This window comes from Paenibacillus massiliensis 2301065 = DSM 16942 (assembly GCF_000377505.1).
GTDB classification, from domain to species: Bacteria; Bacillota; Bacilli; order Paenibacillales; family Paenibacillaceae; genus Paenibacillus; species Paenibacillus massiliensis.
The window spans coordinates 395797-408805 of sequence record NZ_KB898188.1 but is presented as its reverse complement, the minus strand read 5'-3'; the positions used below and the strand labels follow the sequence as shown (position 1 = coordinate 408805).

Annotated in this window: 12 protein-coding genes; 8 read left to right on the top strand and 4 right to left on the bottom strand. The window is 49.8% G+C overall.

From position 1 onward, the window contains the following. Window positions 1-5: 5 nt before the first annotated feature. The gene (locus D328_RS0110750; protein ID WP_018885009.1) at window positions 6-263 is read left to right on the top strand and encodes a GlsB/YeaQ/YmgE family stress response membrane protein; all 258 of its coding nucleotides are present in this window, start codon (window positions 6-8) and stop codon (window positions 261-263) included. A 140-nt stretch (window positions 264-403) separates the two neighbouring features. Here D328_RS0110750 and D328_RS0110745 read toward each other — a convergent pair whose 3' ends face one another. Continuing rightward, complete coding sequence (locus tag D328_RS0110745; RefSeq protein ID WP_154659029.1) at window positions 404-1657, bottom strand: MFS transporter; 1254 nt, start codon at window positions 1655-1657, stop codon at window positions 404-406. Window positions 1658-1930: 273 nt separating this feature from the next. Here D328_RS0110745 and deoB point away from each other — a divergent pair, with 273 nt between their 5' ends. The 7 genes from deoB (at window position 1931) to D328_RS0110710 (ending at window position 9370) form a co-directional block, all read left to right on the top strand. Further along, window positions 1931-3112, top strand: coding sequence for a phosphopentomutase (deoB, locus tag D328_RS0110740; RefSeq protein ID WP_018885007.1), 1182 nt, complete (start codon window positions 1931-1933; stop codon window positions 3110-3112). A gap of 151 nt (window positions 3113-3263) precedes the next feature. Then, window positions 3264-3971, top strand: a complete 708-nt coding sequence (deoD, locus tag D328_RS0110735; RefSeq protein ID WP_018885006.1) for a purine-nucleoside phosphorylase — start codon at window positions 3264-3266, stop codon at window positions 3969-3971. A 57-nt stretch (window positions 3972-4028) separates the two neighbouring features. Beyond that, window positions 4029-5330 carry a pyrimidine-nucleoside phosphorylase gene (locus tag D328_RS0110730; RefSeq protein WP_018885005.1) on the top strand — a complete coding sequence of 434 codons (1302 nt, stop codon included), beginning with the start codon at window positions 4029-4031 and terminating at the stop codon, window positions 5328-5330. Window positions 5331-5743: 413 nt separating this feature from the next. After that, the gene (locus tag D328_RS0110725; RefSeq protein ID WP_018885004.1) at window positions 5744-6583 is read left to right on the top strand and encodes an amino acid ABC transporter substrate-binding protein; all 840 of its coding nucleotides are present in this window, start codon (window positions 5744-5746) and stop codon (window positions 6581-6583) included. 113 nt (window positions 6584-6696) lie between these two features. Further along, window positions 6697-7380: an amino acid ABC transporter permease gene (locus D328_RS0110720; protein WP_018885003.1), complete on the top strand. Its 684-nt coding sequence runs from the start codon at window positions 6697-6699 to the stop codon at window positions 7378-7380. Continuing rightward, a complete protein-coding gene (locus D328_RS0110715) occupies window positions 7377-8156 on the top strand; it encodes an amino acid ABC transporter ATP-binding protein (RefSeq protein WP_018885002.1) in 780 nt (259 codons plus the stop codon). The genes D328_RS0110720 and D328_RS0110715 overlap by 4 nt, the downstream gene beginning before the upstream one ends. A gap of 326 nt (window positions 8157-8482) precedes the next feature. Continuing rightward, window positions 8483-9370, top strand: a complete 888-nt coding sequence (locus tag D328_RS0110710; protein WP_018885001.1) for an AraC family transcriptional regulator — start codon at window positions 8483-8485, stop codon at window positions 9368-9370. 51 nt (window positions 9371-9421) lie between these two features. Here D328_RS0110710 and lpdD read toward each other — a convergent pair whose 3' ends face one another. The 3 genes from lpdD to D328_RS0110695 all read right to left on the bottom strand — a co-directional run bounded on the left by lpdD (window position 9422) and on the right by D328_RS0110695 (window position 12991). Further along, complete coding sequence (gene lpdD / locus D328_RS0110705) at window positions 9422-9769, bottom strand: prenylated flavin chaperone LpdD (RefSeq protein ID WP_018885000.1); 348 nt, start codon at window positions 9767-9769, stop codon at window positions 9422-9424. A 294-nt stretch (window positions 9770-10063) separates the two neighbouring features. Then, entirely contained in the window at window positions 10064-11380 is a 1317-nt protein-coding gene (locus D328_RS0110700; protein ID WP_154659028.1) for an AAA family ATPase, read from the bottom strand. Window positions 11381-11479: 99 nt separating this feature from the next. Then, window positions 11480-12991: an RtcB family protein gene (locus D328_RS0110695; protein ID WP_018884998.1), complete on the bottom strand. Its 1512-nt coding sequence runs from the start codon at window positions 12989-12991 to the stop codon at window positions 11480-11482. Between the last annotated feature and the right edge of the window lie 18 nt (window positions 12992-13009).

Genomic DNA, 13009 nt, shown 5'->3' with positions numbered 1-13009 from the left:
AAATCATGAGTTGGTTATGGGCATTAATCGTAGGTGGTATTATTGGATGGTTGGCAGGTCTGATCGTAGGAAGAGATATTCCGGGCGGCGTCATCGGAAATATTATCGCGGGCTTCATCGGAGGATGGCTCGGAAGCGTGCTTCTTGGAGAATGGGGACCGGCCATGGGAGGATTCTACATCGTTCCAGCATTAATCGGGGCCATCATTCTGGTAGCTCTTGCAAGTCTGGTGTTCCGTTCTATGGGACGAAGTCGCGGCTAGATCGCTGTAATGTAGATGTGAAGTATAAGTGTAGCTTCTGGTTACCTTAGGAGGCTCAACGATACAGTTGATTGTGATTAGCAAAAAAGTCCTGAGCTTATGCTCGGGACTTTTTTTGCTTCATTCTTCGGACCAAGACACTAGTCAAAACGCCGAATCTGTGGGACGCACAGCACTAGTATGATAAGCAACATGCCTATGGAGGCAAAGATCTGTATAGCAGCGATACCACCAATGTGATCCGCCAAGCCGCCTACGGCAAGATAACCAATAGGGAGTAAAGCAAACGATCCGAGCATGTCGAGACTGGCTACGCGACCGAAGGCTTCAGGAGGTACCAGCTCCTGAAGGCTGATTTCCCATATGATCATGAACATCATGAGCCCGAAGCCTTCCAGCATCATAATGAAGATCATGCCGGGAATCCATGAGACATAAGCCAGCAGCAGGAGTGCAATTCCGGAGAGCAAAGCGCCACAATAAGCGATTATGCCCCGATGTCTCCATTCTTTTCTGGCTCCATACAGAATAGCTCCGATAATTGCACCTGCCCCGGAACCTGCCATGGCAAGACCATACATTGAGGGGCTATACCCATGATGGATCTTGAACAACCATGGAATAAGCACAGTAATAATGCCGGTATAGCAGATGTTCAGAAACGAAAAGGTAAGAATCGTGATCCACAGCCAAGGAATTCGCTTCAGAACAGCAATCCCTTCGAGAAATTCTTGAAGGAATGAGGCACCAGAAGGAGCTGAAGTTGCCGAAGTTGCTAAGGTTCCCTCTTGAGAAGTCCCGATCCGCTTGCTTAATACCTGTGCCAGAAGCCAAAAGCAAATGAACGACACGAGATACATCAAGGAATCAAGCGCGAAGCCGACGCCGGGTGAGCTTACAGAGACGATGAACCCTCCAAGCGGAGGACCCAGCAGGCGTACGGCCTGAATGCTAATCTGCGTTAAGGCATTGGCGGCATTACGAATGTCAGGTGTAAATACCTGCGCCCGCAAAGCAGAGAACGCTGGGTTGAATATACCGTCGAGCAGACCGTACACCGCTAGTCCAGCAAATAGGATATAGAGATTCATTTGTCCAGTAAGCACCGTCACCGCTGCTCCCAGCATCAGCAGAAATCGCGACCCATTCGTGAACAGAATTAGCCGAGTACGATCCATTCGGTCAACGATCCAGCCAGAGAAGGGTAGGACCAGCACATTGGGCAGCATATATGTTGTCATCGCCAGCCCCATAATGGTGGAGGAGCCTGTAATGGAATAGACAACAAATGGCAGAATAATCAGAGTAATCGTACTACCGAGGACTGCAATCCATTGTCCGAGCCAGAGCAGGGTAAAAGCACGGCTATGCCGAATAGGCTGAAAAAAACGCATCCACGGCGAGTGCTCGACTGAGCTTGCCAAAGTGGATGCCTGAATATCTGACTGCATGATGAAGGCTCCTTTGTGCATTGAACTGCTCATTTTGGAAAGAAAATGAGTTGGTAAAAGCTGTGTTCTATGTATAACACTTGATTATAAGCGAGCAAGACAATACTGTAAATGAGTAAATCTATGGTACACGCCTACACGATTGGCCCAGAAAAGGATATACTGTAGTTATATGAAGAAGGCGGATGCCTTCATCTAAAGATAGGAGCCGTTGATATGAGCACATTTAAAAGAATACATCTAGTCGTTATGGACTCTGTTGGTATCGGAGAAGCGCCGGATGCCGCAGATTTTGGAGATTTTGGGGTGGATACCCTCGGTCATATTGCAAGCGCGCGCGGCGGTCTGCACATGCCTAATATGGCAGCTCTTGGCCTGTCCAATATTCGTGAGATTGAGGGCGTGCCTGTAGCAGAGAAGCCGCTGGCCTATTATGGCAAAATGCAAGAGGCATCACTGGGCAAGGATACGATGACAGGACACTGGGAGATCATGGGACTGTATATTGATACGCCGTTCCGGGTATTCGAGAATGGATTTCCGCAGGAGTTGATCTCACAAATCGAGCAAAAAACAGGCCGTAAGGTCATCGGCAATAAGCCTGCTAGTGGTACGGAGATTATCGACGAGCTCGGCGAGGAGCATGTAAAGACAGGAGCGCTAATCGTCTATACATCGGCTGACTCCGTTCTGCAAATTGCCGCTCATGAGGATGTTGTACCGCTGAAGGAGCTGTACGAGATCTGCGAATACTGCCGTGAGATTACACTGGATGATCCGTACATGCTGGGACGCATCATTGCCCGACCGTTCGTGGGCGAGCCAGGCAGCTTCAAGCGTACACCGAATCGGCATGACTATGCCTTGAAGCCATTCGGTCGCACGGTCATGAATGAGTTGAAGGATGAAGGACTGGAAGTCATCGCAATCGGGAAGATCAACGACATCTATGATGGCGAGGGTGTGACCCGTTCGATTCGTACAGAGTCCAACATGGACGGAATGGACAAGCTGGTACAGGTGCTGGAGGAGTCATTTACAGGGATCAGCTTCCTGAATCTGGTCGATTTCGATGCGCTGTATGGACACCGTCGTGATCCTCAAGGTTATGGAGATGCGCTAGAGCAATATGACGGCCGCTTGCCTGAGGTATTGGAGCGTATGACGGATGACGATCTGCTGATTATTACAGCTGATCACGGGAATGATCCTACCTATAAAGGAACAGATCATACGCGTGAATATGTACCTTTACTCGTGTATTCTCCACGCTTTACGGGCGGTGAAGGAGCCTTGCCACTGCGCCAGACTTTTGCCGATATCGGCGCCACGATTGCAGAGAATTTCGGAGTGAAGCTGCCTGAGCATGGCTCCAGCTTTTTGGGTGCCTTGAAATAGCAGTCTAGGGTCGAGAATGACCAGCTTAACAGCGGTAGACTGGGTTCCCCGCTTGCAGCAGTTCTATGCTCACATGTAATCTGATAAAGTCACTAGTACCACCTATACATTCAATAATTAGGCTACAGCTATTCTGAGGAGGATTAATTTCATGAGTGTTCACATTGCAGCTAAACCAGGAGATATTGCGGAGACGATTCTCCTGCCAGGAGACCCGCTTCGTGCTAAATATATCGCAGAGACCTATTTGCAGGATGTAACCTGCTATAACGAGGTGCGCGGAATGCTGGGCTTCACAGGTACATATCAAGGCAAGCGTATTTCTGTACAGGGGTCTGGCATGGGGATTCCGTCTATCAGCATTTATGCCAATGAACTGATCACCGAGTATGGTGTGAAGAATCTGATCCGTGTCGGCACGTGTGGTGGGATGCAGGAGCATGTTCGGGTCCGTGACGTCATTCTGGCACAGGCGTCCTGTACGGATTCCAGCATGAACCGTCATGTATTCGGCGGTTATGACTATTCACCTATCGCCAGCTTCCCGTTGCTGAAGGCAGCTTATGATCGCGGCACAGCCAAAGGTCTGAAGCTGCATGTGGGCAATATCTTCAGCTCTGACATGTTCTACCGCGATGATAAATCGGTCGTGGAGAAGCTGATGCAGTACGGCATTCTTGGTGTGGAAATGGAGACGACTGCGCTGTATACTTTGGCTGCGAGACATGGTGTGCAGGCACTGACCATTCTGACCGTCAGCGATCATCTGATCACAGGTGAAGAGACGACATCAGAGGAGCGCCAGACGACCTTCAACGAGATGATGGAAGTGGCGCTGGATACGGCGATCTCTTTATAAGGAATATAGAGCAGGCCTGAGTAGGCTTACTTCAATCACGACTAGGAGAATCAGACAATGAGAATGGTCGATATTATTGCAAAAAAGCGGGACGGCAAGGAGCTGACTGCTGAGGAAATTCAATTTTTCATTCAAGGGTACACCAATGGGGACATCCCGGATTATCAGGCCAGCGCACTCGCAATGGCGATCTTCTTCCAGGATATGAATGGACGTGAGCGTGCAGATTTGACGATGGCGATGGTGCATTCGGGTGAGACGATTGATTTGTCAGCAATTGACGGTATCAAGGTTGATAAGCACTCTACAGGTGGTGTCGGTGATACGACGACGCTGGTGCTTGCTCCTCTGGTAGCAGCACTGGATATTCCGGTCGCCAAGATGTCTGGACGAGGACTCGGGCATACGGGAGGAACGATTGACAAGCTGGAGGCAATCGAGGGCTTCCATGTTGAAATCTCCAAGGAGGAGTTCGTCAAGCTGGTCAACGAGCACAAGATTGCAGTAATCGGTCAGAGTGGCAACCTGACTCCAGCGGACAAGAAGCTGTATGCACTCCGTGATGTCACAGGAACCGTCAACTCCATTCCATTGATTGCCAGTTCCATCATGAGCAAGAAGATTGCAGCAGGCTCGGATGCAATCGTACTGGATGTCAAGACAGGTGCAGGTGCCTTCATGAAGACGGTCGAGGAGGCCAAGGAGCTGGCCCAGGCTATGGTAAGCATCGGGAATAGTGTAGGCCGCAAGACGATGGCTGTGATCTCGGATATGAGCCAGCCTCTCGGTTACGCTATTGGCAATGCGCTGGAGGTTCGCGAGGCGATTGACACTTTGCAGGGCAAGGGACCTGCCGATCTCGAGGAGCTGTGTCTGGCTCTGGGAAGCCAGATGGTCTATTTGGCAGGCAAGGCAACGTCGCTGGAGGAAGCCGAGGAGAAGCTGCGTGAGGTTATGCGCAGTGGCAAGGCTTTGGATAAGTTCAAGGAATTCATCCGCAATCAAGGCGGCAATGAGCAGGTGGTGGATCGTCCTGAGCTGCTGCCACAAGCAGCCTATCAGATCGAAGTACCAGCTGATCAGGATGGCGTCGTCGCTGCTATAACCGCAGATGAGATTGGTACTGCGGCCATGAAGCTTGGAGCCGGACGGGCGACCAAGGAATCAGATATTGATCTGGCTGTAGGTCTCATGCTGAACAAGAAGATCGGGGATACGGTGCGTAAAGGTGAGTCGCTCGTCACGATTCACGCTAACCGCGAAGAGGTCGATGAGGTCATTCGTATGATTCGGGAGCACATTCAGATTGCTGATCACGCGGTAGCGCCGCAGCTTGTGTACGATGTAGTAACAGGCTAAATGAATGTGACATCACATCATAGTCGGATTACCGAGCAAACAAAGATGACGAGTTCGCAAAGTTAACAAGTAAACAAAACTCTTGTAATCAAGAAAGCGTTCCGAGTCCTTTCAAGGCTCAGGAACGTTTTTTTGTGCTGGTACGTGGGCTACCATGAAAGTGAATAATCTATTTCTCTCAGGAAAAGCTATTGTAGCTTAGGGATTTCTCAAGGCTACTGATAGCTCCTGAAATAGAGATTGTATAGATTATTTTAAAATATATTAAATTCATCGGAATTATCATATTTTTTAATTGACGCTTTACCGTAACATGGTGTAGTATTCAATTGCTGCCTCGTTAATCGGTCATTCGCTTGATTAAAACAAGGGGTCACAGCGGTACATTTTATAGAGAAAAGAGTGAAGTAGATATGAAAAGGGTACATTTCTTAGCGGTAACATGGGTTATTCTCTTGCTGGTGCTGGCAGCGTGCGGAAATAGCACGGGTCAGACTACGGATACAGCAGGCAGCAATAACGGAGCTGCTAGCAATCAGGAGACAGCCCAGTCAGCATTGGAAGCTGTCAAGGCAAGTGGCAAGCTGCGGATCGGTACGGAAGGTACCTATGCACCCTTTACATTCCGTGATGGGTCAGGCCAACTGACAGGCTTTGATGTAGAGATCGCTCGTGAAGTCAGCAAGCGTCTGGGTGTAGAGCCTGAATTCGTCGAGACTCAGTGGGACGGAATGTTCGCAGGCCTGGATGCCAAGCGATTCGATGTGGTGTTCAATCAGGTGTCTATCAATGATGAGCGCCAAGCCAAGTATGATTTCTCCGATCCTTATATTGTCTCCAAAGCGGTGCTGATCGTGAGTGAGGACAATAACGAGATTAAGCAATTCGCTGATCTGAAAGGAAAGAAGGCTGCTCAATCTCTGACGAGCAACCTGACTGAGATTGCGAAGAGCAATGGTGCAGAGATCGTAGCAACAGAGGGCTTCAATCAGGCAATCGACCTATTAACCTCCAAGCGTGTAGATGCGACAGTGAACGACGGTCTATCCTTCCTTGATCTGAAGGTGCAGCGTCCAGATGTGCCATTGAAGGCTGTAGATGAAGTAGAGGAAGCTTCCGAGAGTGCAGCTTTGTTCAATAAGGGCAATGACGACCTGATAGAGGCAGTGAACAAGGCCCTGGCCGATATGAAGAGTGACGGAACCTACCTGACCATCTCCGAGAAATACTTCGGTACGGATGTATCCAAATAAACTGAAGAATAAAAATAAGATAGTGATGTCAATACACTGTGACAACGTGTGACAACATTAAGCATTGCAACCTCTTGACAGAGATGAATATTATTCAAAGGATGTCATGAAAGATGGACAATCGCGATATTCAAATTCTAATGGATTCCTTCTGGCCCCTGCTAAAAGCAGGGGTTGCTTTTACACTGCCACTCGCTATACTATCCTTTGCATTTGGCTTGGTATTGGCGCTGTTGACAGCACTCGCTCGCCTGTCGGGCGTAAGCATTCTCATAGCAATCGCTCGATTCTATGTATGGATCATACGCGGTACACCGCTCCTGGTGCAGCTCTATATTATTTTCTATGGCTTACCGACGGTGGGTATCGTACTGGACCCATTCATTGCCGCACTGATCGGCTTTAGTCTAAGTGTGGGAGCGTACAATTCGGAGGTCATACGTGCAGCGATTCAGTCCGTGCATCATGGTCAATGGGAGGCAGCAGAGTCACTTGGGATGACCCGAACGCAGGCGCTGCGACGTATTATTTTGCCACAGGCAGCAAGGGTGTCGGTTCCTCCGCTTGGGAACTCCTTTATCAGTCTCGTGAAGGATACATCGCTGGCGGCAGGTATCGCTTATCTGGAGATGTTCCGTGTATCCCAGCAGATCGCTGCGACCACTTATGAGGCGTTATTGGTCTATTCAGAAGCAGCCGTTATTTATTTATTGTTCAGTACAGTACTTTCGGCACTTCAGAACTATGTTGAGAAGCGTGTAGGTCGCCATGCCATCCGGGTGGGAGGAACTTCATGATTACCATTCATAATTTACACAAATCCTTCGGCTCGCTGGAGGTCCTAAAGGGAGTGGATCTTTCCCTGGAGAAAGGCAAGGTACTTGTCATCATTGGCCCTTCGGGCTCCGGCAAGACGACGTTGCTGCGCTGCTTCAATCTGTTGGAAATGCCTGACCAGGGAACGCTAGAGCTAGGTGGGTTATCTCTACTTTTTGAACGAGGCTCGAAGGTAAGCAAGAAAGATATGCTCGCGCTTCGCAAGAAATCAGGCATGGTATTTCAATCCTATAACTTGTTCCCGCATATGACGGTGCTGCAAAATGTAATGGAGGCGCAGGTTACGGTACAGAAGAAGGGCAAGGAGGAGGCACGTAAGCGTGCCCTTGGGCTGCTAGAGAAGGTAGGACTGTCGGATAAGGCCGACGTGTACCCACACCAGCTCTCTGGCGGACAGCAGCAACGGATCGGTATTGCCCGGGCAATGGCCGTAGACCCCGAAGTGCTCCTGTTCGATGAGCCAACCTCTGCACTTGATCCAGAATTGGTAGGCGAGGTGCTCAAAGTCATGAAGGAGCTCGCTGCTGAGGGACGGACGATGGTTATCGTAACGCATGAGATGAAGTTCGCTGCGGATGTGGCTGATCACGTAATCTTCATGGATGATGGAGTTATCGTGGAGCAGGGGCCGCCTGCTCAAGTGCTGAGAAACCCTGTCAGTCCAAGAGCTGTTCAGTTTCTGGGCAGGCTGCGTGGAGAAGAAGCTGTTGAGATGGCTATGTCAGATGGAAAGTAAAGTCCGTACTGCCAATACGGCCTGTATTGCCAGTAGTACCTGTGATTAGATGACGATAGACTAACTTTTTCGGTTAGCTTCCTCATTCTAGTGACAGGTTTTTTTGCGTTGTATTTGCGATGCTGCAGGAGACATGTATTTGAGCACAATAAATCAAAACTTGCAACTTCATACCTAGTAGAATGGAAGGGAACAGAGAGAATAGAGGGAATAAAAGGAGTAGAGCTATGAAGGGGAGAAAGACTAAGTAAGAACAGGTAAGAACAAGTAAGAATAAGTAAGAGCAAGTAAGAGTATACCGGTTGTTGATTAAGGAGGAGTCAGATATGGAGTATTATCGTCTTATGCAAAAGGCAGTGGTATTCATGGAGGAGCACTTGAAGGAGGATTTGAAGGTGAAGGAAATAGCCGCAACGACAGGCTTTTCTCCCTTTCATTTTCAACGATTATTTCAGGCCATTACCGGGTTCTCTATTCAGGAATACATACGGAAGCGCCGAATGACAATGGCTGCTGGAGAGCTGGTACATACCGAGCGTGGAATATTGAGCATTGCGATTGAAGTGCAGTATCAATCCCAGGAGGCTTTTACCCGTGCATTCGAGCAGTACTGGGGGATTACTCCAGGACAATTCCGCCGGAAACAGGACCCATGGAACGGACGAGGGCAGCAGCCTATTGATTTCCTGAATTATCGAACACACACGAAGGAGGACATAGCTATGAACAAGCCTGTCATACGTGAGCTGGACGCAATCCCGATCCTGGGCGTCGAATACCGAACAACGCTGCTGGAGGAGCAATACTATCAAGATATCCCTGATTTTTATCGACAATTCGGCGAGGAAGGCCACTTTATGCGCATACCAGAGAAAGCAGCTCCTGATTTCAGCTATGGCATTGCATGTCATTTTGAAGATGAAGGGACCTTCTCCTTCGTAGTTGGAGAACAGACTCGTCAGCTGCTGCCTGCACCGGACGATGGGGACTGGATCAGTATGGAGCTACCAGCTGGCTTGTATGCCGAATTTACGGTAGATGGACCGGCAGCCATGGCCCAGGACATTCGAAGATATATTTATGGAGTATGGTTACCGAATTCGAACTACTCCAGAAGAGAAGGACCCGATTTCGAGATTACAGATGTGCGGCAATCGCGTTTCCCGGATCGTATGCGAATGAAGATATGTCTTCCCGTGCAGGCATGCGATTAATATACGTGTACATTCCAGTATGCGCTGTGGAATACGGTGGTGACTGTGTAGCTAGGAGGACTGTTTCAGGAGCTGAATGAGCTCGTCCCCAAGCTGGATGCCCAGCTCCGTTAGCTGTGTGATCTCTTCCTTCGTAATCTGCTCCAGATGGGCACCGCAGCAGATGGCAAAATTCCCGCGGAACTGCCTTCGCAGACGCACAGCAATCTCCTCTGTAATATAAAATTCCTTGTGCGTCTGCAGCTGAACGGTACGAATCGGCTCCAGACGTGCACCTGCTGTAATTGTGCCCAGATGAGGGCGATCCCCGCCACTGATGCATACTACAATATCCTCACCCATGTGGATCGCATCCAACGTCAGATGGATTCTTCCCATGGAACGCTCTAGGTGTATCATGTGAACTCTCCTTTATCCTTTTTCGTTAGTTATTCTACCTTATTGCATTTAGAGACAGTGTGCTGTGATCAATACGGGTTATTATCCATACTAATTGCTGCTCCCCAGCTTTTGATATAAGCTTGTTTCTCCACAGTCTGTCATCTATGTTATGTCATCTGCTGTACATGATACGCCAAGACCCCTCCTGCAATACAGAGGGGTCTTGGGTCGTTCTTACACGATCTCGGCCGGACTTATACCTGTTAAAATATCAACAGCTTCGAAGGATCCCTTCATCAAGCTCATTAGTGCTTAAAAGAATCCCATACGATGGTCATCCGGGCGAGCCATCCAGTCTTGCTTGCGCTCCTTATCGAGCTCTCCCTTGATGCCTTGTATGATGCGCAAGAGGTCCGTCTGACCTTGCTCATGCCATTCCAGTGCTGCCGTAACATACAGCTCGCCAAGCTGAGCGAGCGAGAGACCCTCCGCCAGCTTGGCAGCCTTCTGGACCTCCTCGGTCGCCACGAAGGCTCCGATGCCGCGCAATTCCAAGAACTTCCTGCGCAGCTCTTCATCCGGTAGGGCCACCTCATAGGCACGATCAAAACGACCTGCCCGGTTCATCAGTCCCGGATCAATCTTCTCAGGATAGTTAGTCGTTCCGATCAGGAAGATGCCTTCCTTGGACGTCGCTCCATCAAGCGTGTTCAGGAAGAAGGAGCGAGAATGCTGCGGCATGGAATCAATATCCTCAATGACGAGCACCATCGGCGCCAGACGCGAGGCTGCTTCAAATACCTCCTTGATGGAGCCGCTGTCGGTGTGCTCCGTGATCTGCCAATAGGCCACTGGGCCGTTCACGGTACCAGCAATGGATTTAACGAGTGTAGTCTTGCCGTTACCCGGGCGTCCGTAGAGCAGAATTCCCCGTTTGTATGGAATATTGTAGGTCCGGTAGAAGGTCCGATCTGCCTCGAAAAACTGATCCAACGAACGGAAGATTTCCTGCTTGATGGCAGGGTCCATGATGACTTCCTCGCGGCTGACTGCTCTTGTGACGGGCTCACTCTTACGATTGATTCCATGAGTTGTGTCCGTAAAGACCGTGACTCGATTCATATTCTGACGGCGTTCCCGTGCCCGGACATTACTGAGAAAATCAAGCAGCTGCTGATCTCCGATGGAGAACACGAAATCCTCTTTATAGATGCCATGCTCCCGGAAAAATGGAACCCTTGCCAATGCCACTCCCCATTCGGGATATGCGAATACATTGTTATGGATGGACAGGTGAACGCCATAATCCGGCACCTCTCCCTCGTCATCATACTTGAGGGTGCGCTCCTCAAGGCGATCATAGATGCGTGCTACATGCTCTACCTCTGGATTGTTTTTGCACACATCCTCCTCCAGCAGGCTCCAATATTCCATATTCGGATCATTACTGGCGTACAGCTCGTAGGTGACTCCGTATTTCTGAAATAGAATGGTGCTGATTCCGTCAATCAGACGGGCATAATCGGCGTAGCCAGTGATGCGTCCGTCCGTGTCACCATCGAATCGGTAGACCACTGGAGTAGGAGCTTGCTGCCCCGAACGGGAGGAAGCCCCTCTGCTTTCCTTCATACTATTTTCCCGACGCTTGTCGGCGGTCTGACATTCACTATGAGGTAATCTTGCATCTACTCTCGTATCTATAATTGTAGTCTGTTGCTTCATATATTCTTACTTGGCTCCTTTCACTGCGACCAATGGTTTGCATTTAGCGACAACACGGGCGAGTCCCGCCCCGGTCACACTATCAATGATGTCATCTACATTTTTGTAGGCTTGCGGTGATTCGTCAATAATCGATTCCAGCGAGCGCTGGTTCACGACCACTTCATCATCCGTTCCCACTCCAAGTGCGGTAGCAAAGTCCTCGACACGCACGAGTCGTTTGGTAGCACTTCGTGATCGAGCCCGGCCAGCTCCGTGACAGATGGAGTGGAAGTTGTCTGCGCCCTCAGGCTGTCCAAGCATAATATAGGAGGACGTACCCATCGAACCAGGTATAAGTGCAGGGTGTCCGGTCTCCAGATAAGGCTTGGGATTGGCGGGATGTCCGGCTGGAAGGGCGCGCGTCGCACCTTTACGATGGACAAAGACATCACCATACTGCTCGTGCTGCTCGTTCCAGGCATAGTTGTGCATGAGGTCATACAGCGTCTTGAATTCACATTTTGGCCCGAATACGTCCCGGAATGCCTCGCGAATGGAGTAGGCAATCAGATGACGATTGACTACGGCATAGTTCAACGCAGAGTACAGCATGTCAACATAATGCTGCCCTTCCGGGTGGTCCAGCGGAATGAACTTGAGATTCGGATCAGCTGTACCGATGCCAAGACGCTGCATGGCCTTGGCAATCGCTGCTGAGCTTGTCTGGCTGACGGCGCCGCCCCAGGCGCGTGAGCCGGAATGAATCATGACGACGATCTGTCCATCGAACATGCCCCAGGCTTCAGCAATATGGCGCTGCTCCTCGGCGATCTCCAGCGCTTGCACCTCAGCAAAATGATTGCCTCCACCAAGAGTTCCGAGCTGGCGGTGTGCCCGGTGCCAGGTCATATCCTGAATGGTGTTCAGCACCTCTTCATCAAAATTGAATTTGCTGGATTCCACATGGGTCAAGGAAGTGGATTTCTTGGGTGTATAGCTATCTGGAATGTACTTGTTCGGCAGGCCGTGAAGACCCTTGCGCACGATATGCTCCAATCGTATATCCGAATAGTGTCCACGTTGGTTGGCCTCCATCGGCAAATACTTCTCGATCGCCTTCACCAGCTTGCGTCGTAGCTTAATGTCCTTGAGATCATCCCGATGCAGTGGTGTCAGATGGACACGCATGCCACAGCCAATGTCACTGCCGACGATGGAGGGAGAGACATATCCATCCATCATATTCCATACCGCTGTTGTACCAATGCAAGTACCGACACCCACATGTACGTCTGGAGTATAGCTCATATGCGTAATGTTCGGAATTTGCAGATTGTTGTTGGCCATCTCGAATACTTTATAGTCCAGGGAGGAGAAGAGCTGCTGGCTTGCATAAACGGTCAAATCACCAGAAGGAAGCTTGACTTCGTGTCTGTAGGCCCCGCCCTCAGCCTGAAATAGATTCGGTTCATTCGTGGAAATATTAGGGTTCGATGCTGGAATGCTATGTTTTGATGCTTGTTTGTTGGTATCCATATAGGTTGAAAATCCTTT